This window comes from Vibrio intestinalis (genome assembly GCF_025195085.2).
Taxonomy (GTDB): domain Bacteria; phylum Pseudomonadota; class Gammaproteobacteria; order Enterobacterales; family Vibrionaceae; genus Vibrio; species Vibrio intestinalis.
In genome coordinates, this window is record NZ_JANAVY020000012.1 from 57,689 (window position 1) to 77,765 (window position 20,077).

The following is a 20,077-nucleotide window of genomic DNA, read 5'->3' on the forward strand; positions in this document are numbered from 1 at the left end:
CAACTATCTAGCTCAAAAATAGGCTGCTACATTAAATGTGATAGCTTTCAATTCACATTGCATGAGGTAGCCTATGTTTCCTAATCTCACTGGTTTAGGCATTCAAGATCCAAAACAAATCGAGCGCTATTCCCTTCGCCAAGAAGCGCATAAAGACGTGCTGAAGATTTACTTTCGTAAACAAAAAGGCGAGCTGTTTGCCAAAAGCGTCAAGTTCAAATACCCGCGCCAAGTGAAAAACGTTCTGGTCGACAGCGGCAGTCATAAATACAAAGAAGTGACCGAGATTAACCGCAACCTTACTTTGGTGATTGATGAGTTAAATAAACTGACTAAGCCAGAAAAAATGGCCGAAGTGGATGTGAAACAAAAAATCTTATCTGACCTGCGCCACTTAGAAAAAGTGGTATCGAGTAAGATAGCCGAAATAGAGTCCGATTTAGAAAAACTCAAATAAGCGTCTAAACAACAAAAGGCTTCCAATCGGAAGCCTTTTTGATCATTCGATAAGTGGGTTACTTATACCATCCAGCCAGCGTATTTACCCACTAGGTATAAAGCAACGCCCGCCATGATACCCGCGACAATATCATCAATCATAATGCCCAGCCCGCCATGTACGCGCTTATCTAACCAGCCTATTGGCCATGGTTTAACCATATCGAAAAAGCGAAACAGAACAAAACCAGTCAGAAGCCATTTCCAATCCGTCGCTGATAGTTGAAACATCGGCACCACTGCCATAGTGATCCAAAAACCAGCGAACTCATCCCAAACGATAGAGCCGTGATCGTGTACGCCCATATCATCCGAGGTAACCTGACAAATTTTAATACCAATCACACAAGCGATAACCACTACGACCAAATACAAACTAAGCGGCAGTTGTACTAACAATAAATAGAGTGGAATGGCGGCGAGCGTACCCATGGTTCCCGGAACAACCGGAGATAAACCACTACCAAATCCGGTCGCCAATAAATGCCACGGATTTTTTAAAGAGATTAGAGATAAAGGATTGGCCATAACAACTTCTTTTAGGCTTTAAAATGATCATAACCACTTAACTGCCAAGTGACAGCGCGGCCATGGTGTAACAATTCCACCGATTCAGATGGCTGAGCGTTTCCTAACGGACGAATTTGGCCAATACAGGTGACCTTGCAGCCACAATGGGCTAGTGCACTGTCCAAAGAGCCTTTGTTCTGCTCAGGAACAGTAAAGCACAGTTCATACTCTTCTCCGCTAGAGAGGGCGTATTGTAAAGCGCTTTGCTCGCCCTCTACAAATTCGACCAGTTCATTTGAGATCGGTAAAGCATCTAAGTTTACACTCGCTCCGACGTTAGAACGATTTAAGATATGCTTGAGGTCTGAAATTAAACCATCTGAGATATCAATAGCTGAACTTGCCAAACCAAGCAGCGCTTGACCAACAAGCACGCGAGGGCTTGATAGGTAGTGACGCTTTTCTAACTCTTGCGCATTTGGCTTAGCACGCACGGCTTCATCCAAAATCACATCAAGGCCAGCTTTACTATCACCTAGATTACCGGTGACATAAATCCAATCACCAACACTGGCACCGTCTCGACGTAGCGCTTTGCTTGGATCAACTAAACCTTGTACGGTCAAAGTTAAACTTAACGGCCCTTTGCTGGTATCACCACCAATCAATTGAATATCGTAGTAGTCCGCTAACTCAAAAAAGCTATCACAAAATGGCTTCAGCCAAGCTTCGTCCACTTCTGGCATAGTCAAAGCAAATGAGACCCATGCCGGGGTTGCCCCCATTGCCGCCAAATCGCTGATGTTAGAGGCCAATGCTTTATGTGCAACCCAAGCAGGATTCGCTTGAGATAAAAAATGCGTCCCTGCCACTAAGGTATCGGTGCTGATTGCGACAGAAACACCTTGTGGCACTTCAACTAACGCGCAGTCGTCACCCGCAGCCAACAATACATCTTTACGCGACTTTTGACGATTAACCAAATATTTGTCGATTAAACTAAATTCACCGGACATGCGCTATTTGCCTATCACTTGTTACACTGGAATATGTTAAAAAAAAGGCCAGCGATTTGCTGGCCTTTTTTCAATAATTCACGTAATTATTTCTTACGAACGTGCGGTGCTGCTTTATCAAGCACACCGTTCACAAATTTGTGACTCTCTTCCGCTGCGAATACTTTTGCAAGTTCGATAGCTTCATTGATAACCACTTTGTAAGGAACATCTTCGCGACGAGTCATCTCGTACATAGCAAGACGAAGCAATGCTAGCTCCATCATATCCAAATCTTGCATTGGACGCGCTGTGTAAGGACGAATCTTACTGTCTAGCTCTGTGTGACTTAGCACAACACCTGTTAGTAGGTCACGGAAGTATGCAACGTCTGTGTCTGGTGTAGATAGAGCTGGCTCTGATGCATGATGCTCTTCTTCATCATACTTACCACCAGATAAAAACTGCTCTTCAATTGTGGCAACATTTTCTTTAGTAATTTGCCAAGAGTAGATCGCTTGTAGAGCGAATCGACGTGCATTACGACGTGCGGCTGGTTTCACACTGGCCCCCATTAGGAATCAATTTCTGAAAGAACGTTAATCATCTCAAGTGCGCTTAGTGCAGCCTCTGCACCTTTATTACCAGCCTTGGTTCCTGCGCGCTCAATTGCTTGGTCAATTGTATCAACCGTCAATACACCGAATGCTACTGGAAGGCTGTATTCCAGAGATACTTGTGCAAGACCTTTGTTACATTCACTACAAACATAGTCAAAGTGCGGTGTACCGCCACGAATCACTGTACCTAGTGAAACGATAGCATCAAATTTACCTGTTTTAGCTACACGTTGAGCAACCAATGGTAGTTCAACTGCACCAGGGCAACGAACAACAGTGATGTTGTCTTCGCTAACTTGTCCATGACGCTTTAAAGTATCGATTGCACCAGACAATAGACTTTCGTTAATAAAACTGTTGAAACGAGAAATAACGATAGCAATTTTTGCGTTTGGCGCTGGGAAGCCACCCTCGATCACTTTCATAAGCTTTCCTTTAACTATGTTCATCAAGTGAGAATCGCCGGATTCTAGCATAAAACTGTGAGCAATATCTAATAGGATTTTGCATAAATCTGGCGCTAAAAAATTAAAAGCGAGATACCAATGACATCTCGCTCCGTATACTTAAGTTACCTTAGTCGCGAGCTTTACTCACAAACGTATTCAACCACGTTCAAACCAAAACCACCCAGAGCATGGTATTTCTTATCAGCGGAAGAGAGTAAACGCATATCATGCACGCCCAGATCTTGTAGGATCTGAGAACCAACACCCACGCGGCGCGAGGTGCCTTGCTTTTTCGCTAGCGTCGGCGCTTGGCCTTTATCTTGCGCTTCAAACATTTTCACGCGGTGAATCAGAAGATCGGTTGACTCTTCATTGCCAAGGATAACCAAAACACCACCTTCTTGGCCGATACGCGTCATCGCTTTATCGAGTGTCCAGCTGCGCTCTGCGTTACGGTCGCTACGAAGTAAATCAGTAAAGGTATCTTGCAGATGTACACGAACTAGAGGCGCTTTATCTGCCGGTGCTTCTTTACACAATGCGTAGTGCACTTGGTTGTCGATAGTGTCTCGGTAAGTCACTAGGTTGAACTCACCAAATTCTGTTGGCAATTTGCACTCAGCAACACGTTCAATAGTGGTTTCTGTGTTGTTACGGTATTCGATTAGATCAGCGATTGTACCCAACTTAATGTCGTGCTTTTCTGCAAACACTTCTAGGTCAGGGCGACGCGCCATCGTGCCGTCGTCATTTAGGATCTCAACAATCACAGATGCAGGCTCTAGACCAGCTAAGCGCGCTAAATCACAACCTGCTTCAGTGTGACCAGCACGTGTTAATACGCCACCTTCTTGCGCAGCAAGTGGGAAGATATGACCCGGCTGAACCAAATCTGCCGCTTTTGCATCTTGTGCTACTGCCGCTTGAACAGTACGAGCACGGTCAGCTGCTGAAATACCTGTGGTTACACCTTCAGCCGCTTCAATCGATACCGTGAAATTAGTGGTGTACTGCGCGTTGTTGTCTTGCACCATAGGTGGTAAACCTAAACGCTCACAACGCTCTTTTGTCATCGTCAGACAAATCAAGCCACGACCATAAGTCGCCATAAAGTTAATCGCTTCCGGAGTCACGCACTCCGCAGCCATGATCAAATCGCCTTCATTTTCGCGGTCTTCATCATCCATCAGAATGACCATCTTACCTAGGCGAATGTCTTCAATAATTTCTTGTGGCGTACTAATTGGCATCTCTTGTTCCTATTGTGGCTGGTTATATGAACTTGCGCTTAAGCGAAGCCATTTTGTTGTAAGAATTCCATCGTAATTCGTGACTCTGGCTCAGCAGCTTCACGGCTGGTTAGAAGGCGTTCCATGTATCGAGCTAATACATCGACTTCTAGATTTACTTTGCGACCGACTTGAAAGTCATCAATCGTGGTTTCTGCACTGGTGTGCGGTACGATCGTCAGCTTGAATGCATTTTTACGTAAAGCATTCACGGTTAGGCTGATACCATCGACCGTAACTGAGCCTTTCTCCGCCACATACTTACTGATCTCTTGCGGCATTGAAACCCAAAACTCAATCGAGCGACCAACAATGTTGCGTTCAACGATCTCGCCAACACCATCTACATGCCCAGAGACGATGTGGCCACCAAAACGCGTTGTCGGTAACATCGCTTTTTCTAAATTGACTTTATCGCCAACCGAGTAATCGGCAAAACCTGTTTTATTGAGCGTTTCTAGCGATAAGTCTGCGGTGTAGCTGTGATCATTAAACTCAATCACGGTTAGGCATACACCATTGGTAGCAATACTATCACCAAGCTTTACATCGGCCATATCTAGCGACTCACAGTCCACTGTTACGCTGATGTCTTCGCCTTTTGGTGTAATCGCAGCAAGCGTGCCTACTGCTTCGACAATTCCTGTAAACATGATTACTTATCTTTGTACTTTGGTGTCACAACTAAACGTAGATCAGGGCCTACTTGGGTGACATGTTTAAATTCTAGATCAATGACCTCAGCCATGCTTTCTAACCCAAGCTGACCAAATAGGCCACGGCCATCACTGCCCATCAATTTAGGCGCGATGTATAGCACGATTTCATCCACTAAACCTTGCTTGATAAGGCTGGCCGCTAGCGTCGCGCCAGCTTCCACCCACAAATGGTTAATGCCATGATCTTTGGCTAAGGTCGCGAACGTCGCGCGCAAATCAATAAGGTTATTCGCATCAACAGGAGCGACAACATCACCATTAGGGCCAACCGTCAAAACATCGCCTTCGCAGTTAAACAACTTGAGCTCAGAGCTCAATTGAGATTGGCGATCTAAGATAACGCGGGTCGGCTGGCGTAATTGATCTTGAGGGTATTTAGCTTGCGTCGATTGAGGTAAATCATCCCAACGCACATTAAGTGATGCGTTGTCCTCAATCACGGTTTTGCTGGTCGATAAAATCGCACACGCTTTGGCACGATAATCTTGAACATCTTGGCGAGCTTGTGGTGAAGTAATCCACTTGCTTTCACCATTGGCTAGTGCGGTTTGGCCATCAATACTGGCCGCCATTTTTAGCTGAACAAATGGCATACCTGTTTGCATTTGCGTGAGAAATGGAGGGTTAAGTGCAATCGCATCTTGCTCAAGCAAACCCACTTGAACTTCTATGCCCGCATCTTGCAACATTTTGATGCCGCGGCCCGCCACTAAGGGATTTGGGTCGGTCATAGCACAAATCACTTTGCCCACTTTCGCTTTAATTAGCCCTTCGGCACATGGAGGTGTGCGCCCATAGTGAGAGCATGGTTCAAGGGTAACATAGGCAGTTGCGCCAACCGCTTTCTCTCCAGCCATACGCCATGCATGCACTTCTGCATGTGGTTCACCCGCACGATAGTGCAGACCTTCACCCACAATTTCACCATTGCGGGTAATAACACAGCCAACTTTAGGATTAGGTGCGGTTGTATAGTTGCCTTGGCGAGCGAGATGAATTGCTCGGGACATCATTGCATAATCTTGGGCGCTAAACTGTGTCATGGTTTCCTACCTAATCTTCTAATCTGGCGATCTCTTCACCGAACTCTCGAATATCTTCAAAGCTGCGGTAAACGGATGCAAAGCGGATGTACGCCACTTTATCGAGCTCTTTGAGCTGATCCATAACTAAGTTACCGATCATTTCGCTTGGTACTTCGCGCTCACCCGTGGCTCGCAATTGCGATTTGATCATACTGATCGCAAGTTCCACGGAATCAGCCGCAACAGGACGTTTTTCTAACGCACGCTGCAAACCACCGACCATTTTGTCTTCGTTAAATGGTTCACGGTTACCGTTAGATTTAATCACGCGTGGCATAACCAGTTCAGCGGTTTCAAACGTAGTGAAACGTTCACTACATGCAAGACACTGTCGACGACGACGAACTTGGTGTCCGTCAGCGACTAAACGAGAGTCGATAACTTTAGTATCGTTCTCAGAACAAAAAGGACAATGCATATCACCTCCATATCAATGCCAGTAGTGTAGCGGAATTAACAACTTGAAGAAAAGAAAAAGGGGCGACTTCGCCCCTTTTTACTAGATACTTCACCCAACATGTAAATAGTTGGTGTTGTCAGCCGCTTCAACCACGACCGACCATTAAGGGCGAGCTAAGTAGTTCGCCTTGCCTACCCACTTATAGCTGGTCAATTCTTCCAAGCCCATTGGGCCACGAGCGTGAAGCTTTTGCGTCGATACCGCCACTTCTGCACCTAGGCCAAACTGCGCGCCATCGGTAAAGCGGGTTGATGCATTTACGTATACTGCAGCAGAACCTACTGAGTTAATGAAACGCTCAGAGTTTTCTAGGCTATTGGTCATGATGGCATCAGAGTGGCTCGCGTTATGAACACGCATATGGTCAACCGCTTCAACCACATCAGTCACAACTTTTACACCTAAGGTGTAGCTTAGCCATTCAGTATCAAAGTCCCCTTCGCCCGCATCACGCAGTTCTGCTGCGTTCGCTAACAGCGCTTTCGCCTTTGGTTCTGCAACAAGAGCAACTTGACCATTCAAACGCTCTGCTAAGTTTGGTAGGAACTCAGCCGCAACCTTCTCATGCACTAACAAGGTATCTAGAGAGTTACACGCTGATGGGCGCTGCACTTTCGAGTTTTCTACCACGTTAAGTGATTTTTCAAGATCCGCACTTTCATCAACAAAGATGTGACTAATACCAAAACCGCCAATGATGACCGGAATCGTGCTGTTCTCTTTACACATTTTGTGTAGGCCAGCACCACCACGAGGAATGATCATATCCACGTAGTCATCAAGTTTAAGCAACTGAGAAACAAGCTCACGATCAGGCTTTTCAATGTATTGCACCGATGCCGACGGCAAGCCCGCTTTATCCAATGCCGATTGAATGACTTTCACCAACTCCATGTTTGAGAAGAAGGTTTCTTTACCGCCGCGCAGAATACTTGCGTTACCGGTTTTCAAACATAGTGCGGCAATATCGATAGTCACGTTTGGTCGCGCTTCGTAAATTACGCCAACGACACCAAGTGGTACGCGACGACGAGACAGTGACATACCGTTTTCTAGCACTTTGCTGTCAATTTCACTGCCAACTGGATCATTCAAGCTGATCACGTTGCGCACGTCATTAGCAATACCAGTTAAACGCTGCTCGTTAAGTAGCAAGCGGTCTAGCAAAGCATCTGTAAGACCCGCTTCACGACCTAATTCGATATCTTTTGCATTGGCTTTTAGAATCACATCAGCGTTCGCTTCAAGTTCATCCGCGATAATCGCTAGCGCTTGGTTCTTTTGCGCTGTAGAGGCCGTTGCGAGTGCGAAAGCAGCATCTTTAGCTGCTTTACCCATGTTAATTAATTCCACGTCACTTCCTTTCAAATTTGTTCTTATTATTACTCTTGAATTACGACCATATCATCGCGGTGCAGCACTTCTGCGCCGTAGTCATAACCTAATATAGAAATAATGTCTTTGCTGTGTTTGCCAATAATTTTGGTCATATCTTGGCTTGAGTAAGCTGAAATACCACGAGCGATCAATTGACCCGACGGAGTGGTAATACGTACTACATCGCCACGAGCAAACTCTCCACTCACTTTCACCACACCTTTCGCGAGTAAGCTACTGCCTTTGCCGATCACTGCATTCACTGCGCCTTCATCAATAACGATATCGCCTGATGCGGCAGGGCCAGCTAAGATCCAACGCTTGCGGTTTTCTAACGACTCTTCACAAGGTAAGAAGCGCGTTCCTTGTGGCTCTTCACCTAATGAGTCAAAAATTACGTTTGGCGCACTGCCTGCTGCAATGATCACTTCAATACCTGCACGGCGGGCAATATCTGCCGCTTGCAGTTTTGTCGCCATACCACCAGTGCCCAGTGTTGTACCACTGCCACCAGCAATTTTACGCAAGGTGTCATCAATGGTTTTCACTTCTTTGATCAGTTCGGCATTTGGGTCTTTGCGAGGGTCAGCGGTAAATAGACCTTTTTGGTCAGTCAGCAGTAATAACTTGTCTGCGCCGCATAAAATACCAACCAAAGCTGAAAGGTTGTCGTTGTCGCCCACTTTGATTTCGCTAGTGGCAACAGCATCGTTTTCATTCACGACTGGGATGATGTCATGCTCCACCAAGGCATTGATGGTATCGCGCGCATTCAAAAAGCGCTCGCGATCTTCTAAGTCAGCACGAGTCAGCAACATCTGGCCGATTTTCATACCATAGATGGCGAAAAGAGATTCCCAAGTTTGAATCAACTGGCTTTGCCCTACTGCAGCAAGCAGTTGTTTACTTGCCATCGAGTTGGGCAGTGCGGGGTAACCAAGATGCTCACGACCCGCGGCGATAGCGCCAGACGAGACGATAACCACTGAGTGGCCTAGTTTTTTGAGCTCTGCACACTGACGTACCAACTCAACCATATGAGCACGGTTAAGCTGTAAAGTACCGCCAGTTAGCACACTGGTACCAAGTTTCACAACCACAGTTTGAGGTTGAGCTACTTTTGCGCTTTGTTGATTCGTTGTCATGATCTACTAAAAATAAAAAATAAGAGCTGATGTTTTAACAATCAAATCTGAATTTAACAAGTAGAAAAGGCGCTAAAAAGCGCCTTTTTACTAGTCAATGAGGATAAATAGATGAAACTAGACAAATTCGACCGATTTGTCATGCATAGACACCGTCATTTCGTAATCTTTACTCAACATTTCCACCAGCTTTTCGTGGAAACCAATCTGAATGCGATTCACCTCGGCAATGGCATCTTTCGGAATGGATTCATCAACCCACTGGCCGCTCTTATCGTATTTACCAACCCGATATCGCGCCGCAAACTGATGTTCTACTAACTCTAATTCTAGCCACCATCCCCAGAACTCACGCTCTTCTGGTGACTTCTTGTCATCAACACACACACCTAAACAGTCGAACAGATAAAATCCGTCTTTACTCTGAGATTCGCGTAGATAAGGACCGATAGCTCTTAAACTGGTAATCAAGCGAAAATGAGTCGGGATTTTCGTCACTTTTGACATGTAGACTCTCCATAGTTTTTCTATTTTAGTTATCATAAGGTTATAAAAGTTAACCTTACATTACTGTTAACTAATTTAAGAAAGATGTCATCTCATTAACTCTTCTTCGAGCCATTTAATCGCTAAATCGAGGGATTGCTCATATCCTTGTGTAATTGTCTTGGAACTTATTTTCTTTGCCTTACCGTAATCACTAAATAATGCAACAAGTTGGTTGTCACTATATGGCGAAACGGGATCTCCCTCCAAGCTCATAGCAAGAATCGGCACTCGGGTTTTTCTACTCGACAAAATCCCCTGTGTTTTCAAAGACCAAGCCATCAATTGCCCTGCAAGACTGTTGATATCAACTACTTCTTTGCCTAAACGAGTCGCCAGTACATCTAAATACATCTTCGACATCTGTTTTAACTTGGCTGGTGACGACAACACATCATGTATTGGTGCGCCCATTGAGACGCACGCTTTGATTTTGGTCTGCTCCATAAATGACAAACGCACTAGCGCGTTGCCACCGAATCGAAAACCAATCAAACCGACTCTATGATGATCCACCCAAGGCACATTTGGCAACTCGTTAAGTACCGCCTGATGTAAACATGAAGAATCTTCAGTTAGCGACCAATGACTAGAGTGGCCAATTGAAGGCATATCCACCGTCAGCATCGCGATGTCTTTATCGGCTAGGTGATCCCTAAACAAACGCCACATATCGCTTTGTAAGCTGTCTAACCCAGCACTGACTATCACGACCGGTTTAGGTTTATCTGTATTAGCTAGGTGTAAATGAGCGACAATTTTCTTACCTTTGTACGGAACTTCTATCTTTTTGATCACGTACTTAGTTTTGCTCGCCGCCTCTTGATAAGCCTTAGACGCGAGCACTTGCGCTTGAATCGCTAAATTGTCGTTTTTTAGGTGTGGGTAGCCTGCGATGCTGTAACACAGCGAGGCATTAAACAACTCATCTGCGGCATCTTCGCCTTGTTTATCATTGGCGCGCTTTTGATGACGCATACCCAATTTTGTCCACTCGTATGTCCAGTTACCACTGTGGTAACCCATTACGGTATCAAGCCATTGGTCATGGGTTCGTGAATGCGTAGAGTTAGCAATCTTAGCCAGTGTCTCTTCCATCTCAATCGGATCGAGCCCCTGCCAACTCCACTGTAAGCGATGTAAATTGCGATACCACTTCTGACCCGACTGCTCACGCTTCTCGTCTAGAGCGGCTTTATTGGTCGGCATATAGCGTGTCAGCTCAGAGGTTTCTTTGGCTTGTTTATGTTTAGCAAACAAGGTTTCTGAAATGTTTTTGTTATCAGCTTCTGACATGACGGTCCCTAACTAAAATTCTCATGAACATCATATACTCAAATCATTGACCTAAGCACAATTTGCATCAATCAATGCGATACCTACAAGAAGAAATGCAAAGGGAATCGCTAAAATCCAATGTATCCCCTTCTCACCTACAACATGATTAGATTGAGGTTACAAACTTTGACTTAGCCACAAACAAAAAATGACCCAGAAGGGTCATTTTTCAAATCTTTATCAAGCGTTATTTTTGCTTGCGGTTTACTGGCTCAGCATATTGGATAGACATATCCCATGGTTGCTCAATCCAAGTATCCTGTGCGATGTCTACAACGTAGTCATCTAACAGCGCAGCACCTGATGGCTTAGCACATACCGCGATAAGTTTTGCTTTCGGGTACATTTCACGCAGTTTACGCGCAGTGTCACCACTGTCTACTAAGTCTTCAACGATTAGGTAACCTTCACCATCACCCTCTGGCGCTTTTAGAACGCTCATATCGCGCTGATGATCATGGTCGTAGCTTGAGATACAGATAGTATCTACGTAACGAATACCAAGCTCACGTGCCAAGATAGCACCAGGAACTAGACCACCACGGCTTACCGCCCAAATACCTTTCCACTGTTCTGCAGGCATTTGTTTTTCAGCTAGTTGACGGCAGTAAGTCTGCATGTTGTCCCAAGTAATAATGAATTTATTGCTCATTGTAATAACCTAAATGTTTGAAAATCTGCATCCCCGTAATCGGTCGTAAAGTGAATCACACTTCACTTCGCATATCGCAACAGGCATGTATGGGGAAAAGCGACGCAAACGTTTATTCTACCGAAAGCCAACTACAATACCAATCAGAAATCCTGTTCAAATAGAAATAAACGAGACAAAGAACAAACGTTCAACATAAACTCTCAAATCACCGCTAGAGTGTCTCTCCAAAAACAAAAACGCCACCCAAGTATAAACTCGCGTGGCGCTTTAATCAGTATGGTGATGCTTGCCTCACCGAAGAGTATTAGCTCAGCATGTATTTAATTACGAAGATAGCTGATAGTACCCAAACACTGATTGATACTTCGCGGCCTTTACCACTGAGCGCTTTAATCGCAGCGTAAGAAATAAAGCCGAGTGCAATACCTTCCGCGATAGAGTAAGTCAGAGGCATCAGTAGGCAAGTTACAACTACTGGCGCAGCTTCCGTTAGGTCACGCCAATCAACACTCACTAGACCAGACATCATCAAAATAGCCACGTAGAACAGCGCACCTGCTGTTGCGTAAGCTGGAATCATACCTGCGAGTGGTGAGAAGAAGATAGCCAGTAGGAATAGAACACCAACAACAACCGCCGTTAGACCAGTACGACCACCCGCCGCAACACCTGCAGTAGATTCAACAAATGATGTCGTGCTTGATGTACCCAATACCGCACCTACTGATGTCGCTGTAGAGTCAGCCAATAGTGCTTTATCTAGACGAGGTAGTTTACCATCTTCTTTGATTAGGTTTGCTTTGGTTGCAACACCAACTAGCGTGCCTGCGGTATCGAAAAGGTCAACGAACAAGAAGGCAAACACAACAGAGATCATGCCAACTTCGAAAACGTCAGCAATGTTCATTTCCATGAACGTCGGCGCGATGCTTGGTGGCGCAGACATAACGCCGCCCCATTGCACATCACCTAAAATAAGGCCGATACCCGTAATGATAAGAATCGCCAGCATTACGCCGCCACGCACGCCTCGGTATACAAGTGCAATAGTTAAAAAGAAACCGAGAGCAGCAAGTGCTGGTTTAAGGCTAGTAATATCGCCGCGACCAACCAATGTCGCTGGGTTATCAATAACGATACCCGCATTTTGCAGACCAATGAACGCAAGGAAAAGACCGATACCTGCCGAGATACCTGTACGCAATGACATTGGAATAGAGTTGATGATCCACTCACGTACTTTGAAGATACTCAAAGCCATGAAGATCAAACCTGAAATGAATACCGCACCTAGCGCTACTTGCCAGCTATGACCCATGCCAAGAACAACGCCGTAGGTAAAGAAGGCGTTTAAACCCATACCCGGAGCAAGTGCGATTGGGTAGTTAGCCACAAAACCCATAATGAAACAGCCGATTGCTGCAGCCAAACATGTCGCAACAAATACAGCGCCCTTGTCCATACCCGCATCAGCAAGCATCGCAGGGTTAACAAAAATGATGTAAGCCATCGTCAGGAAGGTAGTAATACCTGCGATGATTTCAGTTCTGACGGTCGTGCCGTTTTCACTGAGTTTAAATAGCTTCTCGAACATGGTCGAATCCTATCCAGATTTAAAAGTAAGCGATTGCGTAAACGATTGGCTACGGATTATAAAGTCATCAATTAGCAAATTCCAGATAGAATTATCACTCTAATCGATATTTTCAGGCAAAGGATCGATAAAACGACAGAAGAAACACCCAAGATAAAGAAAAAAACACCTATTTTTCAATAAATAAGATAATGAAAGCTATCTCAATCCATTTGGTGATATTTCGAGCCATGTTGTAAACTTTCAGCGTATTTATTGAATTGATATCGTGCTTAGATATGAGTTTATGCGAGTAAAATAGATAAGGGATAAGCAAAAGCAAGAAATGGGGCCACAGTTGGCTATAAAAACAGCAGATAAAAAAACGCCACTCAATTTGAGTGGCGGTTGAATCATGTCAGCTGAAATGCAACTGAAAATAAATTCCAATAATAGGGGGTGAACAAAACTGTTCGATAAACAAGTTAAAACTTAGTAGCCAAAACTTGTTGGGTATACAAAGTTACTAGTGTAAACAGAGTTGTTTAGCCAGAACGTTGCACTTGGTAAACCTTTCATACTATCACCTTTTAAATCAATGCAATTAACAGTAAAACGTTGATTTCTCGGTTCCATGGAGGCGATAAATCGGACTCATCCTTTGAGCATTTTTTCTTCGCTTGGGAAGTTGGTTACAAATATACCTCACAGAAAAAAAATTACAACCCTTTTGGTGATAAAAGTCACAATTGCTTTAATAATTGATTTAGATCATGCCAAAACTGAAAGTTAATTACAGAATTATCAAGTTATCTGTAAATTTCAGCACAACACAAATGAAAACGATTGCGCATTAGAACAGCGAAACGTTTGCTCAAATTGTGATTACAGCAATAGAAAACCGTGCTCAAGCCACTATTCCCTAATATAAAGGAGTGGTATTCTTGCTGCCTCTACTCAAAAGGCCAGTCTAGTATTTCGTGCTAGATAAATAGCCAAACAACAAAACATGATCTGGTCTTATTCTTAATAAGGAGTCATCCGTGTCTGAATTCCATTCTGAAATCAGCAAGTTATCACCTGCTCCACTTTGGCAGTTCTTTGATAAAATTTGTTCTATTCCTCACCCTTCTGCTCACGAAGAAGCGCTTGCACAATACATTGTTACATGGGCTCAAGAGCAAGGCTTAGATGTTCGCCGCGATCCAACTGGCAACGTATTCATTAAAAAGCCAGCTACACCGGGCATGGAAAACAAGAAAGGCGTGGTTCTGCAAGCACACATCGATATGGTGCCGCAGAAGAACGAAGATACGGACCACGATTTCCTTACGGATCCTATCCAACCTTACGTTGATGGCGAGTGGGTTACTGCAAAAGGTACAACACTAGGCGCTGATAACGGTATGGGTATGGCTTCTTGTCTAGCAGTGCTTGCCGCTGATGACATCAAACACGGCCCACTAGAAGTGTTGCTTACTGTAGATGAAGAAGCGGGCATGACTGGTGCATTCGGTCTTGAAGCTGGTTGGTTAGAAGGTGACATCCTTCTTAACACTGACTCAGAGCAAGAAGGTGAAGTGTACATGGGTTGTGCTGGCGGTATCGATGGTGAGATTTCACTGACTATCGCTCGTGAAGCAATCCCTGCAGGTTACACAACGCGTCAACTTGTATTAAAAGGTCTTAAAGGTGGCCACTCTGGTTGTGATATCCACACTGGCCGTGGCAACGCAAACAAATTGCTTGCTCGCTTCCTAGCTGGCCACGCGCAAGAGCTAGACCTACGTCTAATCGAGTTCCGCGGTGGTAGCCTTCGTAACGCAATTCCTCGTGAAGCTTTTGTAACGGTTGCTGTTCCTACGGCAAACGAAGCTAAGCTAGCTGAGCTATTTACTTTCTACACAGAGCTACTTCGTTCTGAGCTTGGCCGCGTAGAAACTGATATCGTTAGCTTCAATGAAACAGTTGCGACAGCACATCAAGTATTCACAGTCGCTGACCAACAACGCTTCATCGCTATCATGAATGCAGCACCAAACGGTGTTATCCGCATGAGTGATGAAATTGAAGGCGTAGTAGAAACATCTCTAAACGTGGGTGTTGTAGAAACAGAGCAAGACAAAGTATCTATTCTTTGCCTAGTGCGCTCTTTGATTGACTCTGGCCGTCAACAAGTAGAAGGCACTCTGACTTCTCTTGCTGAACTTGCTGGCGCTCAAATTGAGTTCACTGGTGCTTACCCAGGTTGGAAACCAGACGCAGACTCAGAAATCATGCACGTATTCCGTGACATGTATGAGCGCGTATACGGCCGCAAGCCAAACATCATGGTTATTCACGCTGGCCTTGAGTGTGGTCTATTTAAAGAACCTTACCCGAACATGGATATGGTTTCTTTCGGTCCAACAATCAAATTCCCACACTCTCCTGATGAAAAAGTAGAAATCAGCACTGTTGCTCTATTCTGGGAACAGATGGTTGCTCTACTAGAAAGCATCCCTGAAAAAGCATAATTTAGATTAGTTTTTCTTATCCAAAAAGCCAGCTAGCATTAGCTGGCTTTTTTTGTGTCTGTAATAAATATTTTTTGTCGTTAAGGAAAAATGTTTTCGTTAGTCATCAGAGAATCAGGTTGCTACATTCGCCGTCCTTGAAGCGTCTTAGGGCAAACCATCTTGCCTTCTTCAAGCCATAACACCGTGTTGTTATGTTGGTAGCACTCCATCCTGGAGTGTCTTTATTCTCTCTTATACTAATCTGTATAAGTAGCCGTTGAATAGTTGCACTGCACCGAACAATTGTTACGTATATATCAGGGCTGACTTATTGCCCTATTGTTCGCTAACTCAAGTGCATATTCAGCATTCTTATTACTTTTAGTATTAAAAAAACTGATTACTGCGATGAAGAAAGAAAAATTACTTGTAGGCTGGCGCGAAACGTTAAGCCTACCGGGCCTTGGTATTGAAAAAATTAATGCAAAAATCGATACCGGAGCCAGAACATCTTGCTTACACGCGTTCAAAGTAGAGAGCTTTGAAAAGGACCAAGAGAAATGGGTGCGTTTTTGGGTTCACCCAATTCAACACAACACGGAAGTTGAAATGGTTTGTGAAGCTAAAGTTATTGATGAACGCACCGTTCGAGATTCAGGCGGCCATGAAGAATCCCGCTATGTGATTGAATCTGAACTGAGCATTGGTGGCCAAACTTGGCCAATTGAAATCACATTAACGAACCGTGACAACATGGCATTTCGCATGTTGCTAGGTCGCACGGCAATGCATCACCGCATTCAAGTTGACCCTGTTGAATCATTTTTAATCCCTTTCGAGGAAAACAAATAATGAAAATTGGTATTCTATCTCGTAACGCCAAACTGTACTCCACTCGCCGTCTAATTGAAGCGATTGAAGCCCGTGGCCATGAAGTCAAAGTGATCGATGCTCTGCGCTGTTACATGAATATCAACTCAGAGAAGCCAGAGATCCATTTCAAAGGTGAAGAGCTGTCTGGTTTTGATGCGATCATTCCTCGTATCGGTGCATCTGTGACCTTCTACGGCACAGCAGTTCTGCGTCAATTTGAAATGATGGGTGTATACCCAGTGAATGAGTCTGTGGCAATTACTCGCTCTCGCGACAAGCTACGCTCAATGCAGTTGCTATCACGTAAAGGCATCGGTATGCCGATTACTGGCTTTGCAAGCAAACCAGATGACGTGAAAGATCTACTTGAAATGGTTGGCGGTGCGCCAGTCGTGATCAAACTGCTCGAAGGTACTCAAGGTATCGGTGTTGTGTTGGCTGAAACGCGTAAAGCGGCAGAGAGCGTAGTTGAAGCGTTCATGGGCCTTAAAGCCAACATCATGGTACAGGAATACATTAAAGAAGCTGGCGGTGCTGACATCCGCTGCTTCGTGATTGGCGACAAAGTGATTGCTGCGATGAAACGTCAAGGTGCTGAAGGCGAGTTCCGCTCTAACCTGCACCGTGGCGGTAGCGCATCACTAATCAAAATCACACCAGAAGAGCGCCGTACTGCGGTTGCTGCTGCGAAGATAATGGGTCTAAATGTGGCTGGGGTGGATCTTCTACGTTCTGACCGCGGTCCATTAGTCATGGAAGTAAACTCATCTCCAGGTCTTGAAGGTATTGAGGCCGCAACTGGTAAAGACATTGCTGGAATGATTGTCGAATTTATTGAAAAGAAAGCGGCAACTAAAAGGACAAAAACTCGTGGCAAAGGCTAAAAAGAATCGCGCTTTTGAGTTTCTCGGCGAGTCAATCTTGCCGGGCGAACGTAAGGTAGTCGAGCTTGAAGCTGCAAAGCTTTACACTCACTCACCATTATCGATTCCTGTCGAGATCATTAATGGCAAGTTGGAAGGCCCAACACTAATGGTCAATGCTGCAATCCATGGCGACGAACTGAATGGCGTAGAAATTGTACGCCAGCTGATCAACACCATTGATACCAGCAAACTGAAAGGCACGCTCATTGCTGTGCCAATCGTCAACGTATTTGGCTTTATTCATAAGTCACGTTACTTGCCGGACAGACGCGATTTAAACCGCTGCTTCCCGGGCAGTGAAAAAGGTTCTTTGGCCTCTCGCATGGCTCATACCTTTTTCTCTCAAGTAGCAAAACGTTGTGACTACATCTTGGATTTGCACACAGGCGCGATTCATCGCACTAACCTACCGCAAATTCGAGCTGACTTAAGCAATGAAGAGACACTAAGAATTGCTCAAGCGTTTGCAACACCAGTGATCGTCGATGCTCCACTTCGCGATGGCTCACTACGCAGTGAAGCAGAACGTTTAGGCATTCCTGTACTGACTTACGAAGCGGGTGAAGCGCTGCGCTTTGAACCGATTTGTATCAGTGCTGGCTACATTGGTGTGCAGCGTGTAATGCAGGCTATTGGCATGCTACGCGCAAGCCGTAAAAAGCTACCAACACCAGTGATTGCTAAATCCACCAGCTGGCTGCGAGCTGAGAGCGACGGTATTTTACGTACGGTCGTGACTCTGGGTGAGAAAGTCGCGAAAGGTCAAACCTTGGCATACATCAGTGCGCCTCTTGGCCATAGTGAAATCGAACTAAAGGCACGCAAAGGCGGTATTGTTATCGGCCAACAAACGCTACCACTGGTAAACGAAGGCGATGCTATCTTCCATTTAGCCTACTTTGAGGAAGATGACCAAGATGTTGAACAGGTTGTTGAAGAGTTTATAGAAGAAGTGATTGACGCGGATCTAGAACCTTTGACTACAGGTCAAATCAACTCTCCGTCTTAACTAGCGCCCAAGTAAACGACATCTGTTAATTACGTAAGTGACTTGAATAGAAAGCCCGCGATGAAAATCGCGGGCTTTTTGTTTTTGAGTCGAATTGGAGGCTTAGCCAAATGAAGCCCATATCACTGTCGCGACGAGAATCGGACAAACAAACTTCACGTAAACTGGCCATAGCTTACCAAACCAGCCTTGGGTGAAATCAGGGCAACCTTGCTCAAGTTCTTTAATCTTGGCATTACGATTCCAAACCCAGCCACCAAATAGGCAGAACAATAGCGCCGCTGTTGGCTGTAGGTATTGAGTGGCAATCGTCGCTACTAAACCAAACAGCTGACCAAAGTTAAATACGATCACAACACTGCCTAGCGCAATCAAACCACCTAATACCCAGCTCGTTGTGCTGCGTTTGGTATTAAAGCGCTCACCGACCAAAGAAACCGGACACTCAAGCATTGAAATGGAAGAGGTTAACGCAGCAATTGTCAGAAGTAAGAAGAACACGATAGCAAACAGCTGACCAAGCAAACCTAAGCTATCAAACATCAATGGCAGCACCGTAAACACAAGCGTATTAGAACTTAGCAGAGAACCATCTTCTGCGTAGATTTGCACGCCCTTTTGCATCGCAACAAACATCGCAGGCATCACCACAAGGCCAGCAATAAACGCCACGGCAGTGTCGACTAATGTTACGTTCATCGCCATCTTAGGTAGGTTCTCTTTCTTACTCAGATAAGAACCATAAATTAGCATCGAACAGCCACCAATGGTCAACGAGAAGAAGCCTTGCCCCATTGCAGATAAGATCAGTTTACGATCGAACACTTTCTCAAAATCTGGTACTAGGTAGTGCTTCAACCCTTCCATCGCACCTGTTTGCGACATGATGTAAATAAACAGCAAACCAAAAAGCACAAACAGTGCTGGCATTAAACGTGTCGACCACTTCTCAATACCCTGTTTTACGCCGCCTTGCACAATTAAAATAGTAAGAACATAAAAGGTAATTGTGCCAAATAAGTTGCGCTCTACGCTAAAACCTTTAAACCATGCGGTTGCAGCCTCTAAGCCAAAGACATCAGTAATGGCACCTAATAGGAAACAGATCAACCAGCCGCCGACAATACTATAGAAAGCCAATACTGCGCTTGGCACGCTTAAACCTATCCAGCCAACTAAACCGCCCAAAACTTTACCTTTCGGGTTACTTGTTAGTGAGCGCATACTATCTACTGGGTTAGCTTGGCCATAACGACCAATGGCCATTTCAACCACCAGCATAGGGAAAGCAACGATTAGGATCATTACTAGATAAACTAAAAGAAATGCGCCGCCACCATTACTGGCAGCTTGGGTTGGGAAACCCCAAATATTACCTAGACCAACTGCCGCGCCTGCGGCGGCGAGAACAAAGCCTAATCGCGAGCCAAAATGCTCACGAGGTTGAGATGCTACTTGCTGTGTCATACTACTCACACAATACCAATGAACTAGTTGACTAGTACATTATAA

Annotated in this window: 21 protein-coding genes; 5 read left to right on the plus strand and 16 right to left on the minus strand. The window is 44.9% G+C overall.

The genetic code is table 11. From position 1 onward, the window contains the following. Window positions 1–73: 73 nt before the first annotated feature. Window positions 74–457 (plus strand): DUF3461 family protein, encoded by a 384-nt coding sequence (locus MU515_RS14680; protein WP_260261172.1) that lies wholly within the window; start codon window positions 74–76, stop codon window positions 455–457. A 62-nt stretch (window positions 458–519) separates the two neighbouring features. Here the strand turns inward: MU515_RS14680 and pgpA are convergent, their stop codons facing one another. The 15 genes from pgpA to vcdP form a co-directional block, all read right to left on the minus strand. After that, window positions 520–1,026 (minus strand): phosphatidylglycerophosphatase A, encoded by a 507-nt coding sequence (pgpA, locus tag MU515_RS14685; RefSeq protein WP_260261173.1) that lies wholly within the window; start codon window positions 1,024–1,026, stop codon window positions 520–522. Between the two features lie 11 nt (window positions 1,027–1,037). Continuing rightward, the gene (gene thiL / locus MU515_RS14690; protein ID WP_260261174.1) at window positions 1,038–2,024 is read right to left on the minus strand and encodes a thiamine-phosphate kinase; all 987 of its coding nucleotides are present in this window, start codon (window positions 2,022–2,024) and stop codon (window positions 1,038–1,040) included. 86 nt (window positions 2,025–2,110) lie between these two features. Beyond that, entirely contained in the window at window positions 2,111–2,578 is a 468-nt protein-coding gene (gene nusB / locus MU515_RS14695; protein ID WP_005473507.1) for a transcription antitermination factor NusB, read from the minus strand. Further along, window positions 2,578–3,048 carry a 6,7-dimethyl-8-ribityllumazine synthase gene (ribH, locus tag MU515_RS14700; protein WP_004415274.1) on the minus strand — a complete coding sequence of 157 codons (471 nt, stop codon included), beginning with the start codon at window positions 3,046–3,048 and terminating at the stop codon, window positions 2,578–2,580. Before ribH ends, nusB begins: the two co-directional genes overlap by 1 nt. A 164-nt stretch (window positions 3,049–3,212) precedes the next feature. After that, window positions 3,213–4,322 (minus strand): bifunctional 3,4-dihydroxy-2-butanone-4-phosphate synthase/GTP cyclohydrolase II, encoded by a 1,110-nt coding sequence (ribBA, locus tag MU515_RS14705; RefSeq protein ID WP_260261175.1) that lies wholly within the window; start codon window positions 4,320–4,322, stop codon window positions 3,213–3,215. A gap of 38 nt (window positions 4,323–4,360) precedes the next feature. Then, window positions 4,361–5,014, minus strand: coding sequence for a riboflavin synthase (locus MU515_RS14710; protein WP_260261176.1), 654 nt, complete (start codon window positions 5,012–5,014; stop codon window positions 4,361–4,363). Between the two features lie 2 nt (window positions 5,015–5,016). Continuing rightward, window positions 5,017–6,123 carry a bifunctional diaminohydroxyphosphoribosylaminopyrimidine deaminase/5-amino-6-(5-phosphoribosylamino)uracil reductase RibD gene (gene ribD, locus MU515_RS14715; protein WP_260261177.1) on the minus strand — a complete coding sequence of 369 codons (1,107 nt, stop codon included), beginning with the start codon at window positions 6,121–6,123 and terminating at the stop codon, window positions 5,017–5,019. 10 nt (window positions 6,124–6,133) lie between these two features. Further along, the gene (gene nrdR / locus MU515_RS14720) at window positions 6,134–6,583 is read right to left on the minus strand and encodes a transcriptional regulator NrdR (RefSeq protein ID WP_260261178.1); all 450 of its coding nucleotides are present in this window, start codon (window positions 6,581–6,583) and stop codon (window positions 6,134–6,136) included. Between the two features lie 144 nt (window positions 6,584–6,727). Further along, a complete protein-coding gene (locus tag MU515_RS14725) occupies window positions 6,728–7,978 on the minus strand; it encodes a glutamate-5-semialdehyde dehydrogenase (RefSeq protein ID WP_260261179.1) in 1,251 nt (416 codons plus the stop codon). A gap of 29 nt (window positions 7,979–8,007) precedes the next feature. Then, a complete protein-coding gene (gene proB / locus MU515_RS14730) occupies window positions 8,008–9,147 on the minus strand; it encodes a glutamate 5-kinase (protein WP_260261180.1) in 1,140 nt (379 codons plus the stop codon). A 117-nt stretch (window positions 9,148–9,264) separates the two neighbouring features. Continuing rightward, a complete protein-coding gene (crl, locus tag MU515_RS14735; RefSeq protein ID WP_260261181.1) occupies window positions 9,265–9,654 on the minus strand; it encodes a sigma factor-binding protein Crl in 390 nt (129 codons plus the stop codon). An 87-nt stretch (window positions 9,655–9,741) separates the two neighbouring features. Further along, window positions 9,742–10,989, minus strand: a complete 1,248-nt coding sequence (frsA, locus tag MU515_RS14740) for an esterase FrsA (RefSeq protein WP_260261182.1) — start codon at window positions 10,987–10,989, stop codon at window positions 9,742–9,744. 229 nt (window positions 10,990–11,218) lie between these two features. Continuing rightward, window positions 11,219–11,683 carry a xanthine phosphoribosyltransferase gene (gene gpt / locus MU515_RS14745; RefSeq protein WP_260261183.1) on the minus strand — a complete coding sequence of 155 codons (465 nt, stop codon included), beginning with the start codon at window positions 11,681–11,683 and terminating at the stop codon, window positions 11,219–11,221. Window positions 11,684–11,990: 307 nt separating this feature from the next. Then, a complete protein-coding gene (locus MU515_RS14750) occupies window positions 11,991–13,280 on the minus strand; it encodes an NCS2 family permease (protein WP_260261184.1) in 1,290 nt (429 codons plus the stop codon). 471 nt (window positions 13,281–13,751) lie between these two features. Then, window positions 13,752–13,895: a small protein VcdP gene (vcdP, locus tag MU515_RS20095; RefSeq protein ID WP_490723103.1), complete on the minus strand. Its 144-nt coding sequence runs from the start codon at window positions 13,893–13,895 to the stop codon at window positions 13,752–13,754. Window positions 13,896–14,302: 407 nt separating this feature from the next. On the opposite strand from vcdP, the gene MU515_RS14755 reads away from it, so the two are divergent. The 4 genes from MU515_RS14755 to MU515_RS14770 all read left to right on the plus strand — a co-directional run bounded on the left by MU515_RS14755 (window position 14,303) and on the right by MU515_RS14770 (window position 18,565). After that, window positions 14,303–15,775: an aminoacyl-histidine dipeptidase gene (locus MU515_RS14755; protein WP_260261185.1), complete on the plus strand. Its 1,473-nt coding sequence runs from the start codon at window positions 14,303–14,305 to the stop codon at window positions 15,773–15,775. 390 nt (window positions 15,776–16,165) lie between these two features. After that, on the plus strand, window positions 16,166–16,609 hold the full coding sequence (locus MU515_RS14760) for an ATP-dependent zinc protease family protein (protein WP_260261186.1): 444 nt from the start codon (window positions 16,166–16,168) through the stop codon (window positions 16,607–16,609). Then, complete coding sequence (gene rimK, locus MU515_RS14765; protein WP_260261187.1) at window positions 16,609–17,514, plus strand: 30S ribosomal protein S6--L-glutamate ligase; 906 nt, start codon at window positions 16,609–16,611, stop codon at window positions 17,512–17,514. Before MU515_RS14760 ends, rimK begins: the two co-directional genes overlap by 1 nt. After that, window positions 17,501–18,565, plus strand: coding sequence for a succinylglutamate desuccinylase/aspartoacylase family protein (locus MU515_RS14770; RefSeq protein WP_260261188.1), 1,065 nt, complete (start codon window positions 17,501–17,503; stop codon window positions 18,563–18,565). Before rimK ends, MU515_RS14770 begins: the two co-directional genes overlap by 14 nt. A gap of 102 nt (window positions 18,566–18,667) precedes the next feature. Here MU515_RS14770 and MU515_RS14775 read toward each other — a convergent pair whose 3' ends face one another. Beyond that, the gene (locus tag MU515_RS14775; RefSeq protein ID WP_260261189.1) at window positions 18,668–20,032 is read right to left on the minus strand and encodes a sodium-dependent transporter; all 1,365 of its coding nucleotides are present in this window, start codon (window positions 20,030–20,032) and stop codon (window positions 18,668–18,670) included. Window positions 20,033–20,077 lie beyond the last annotated feature (45 nt).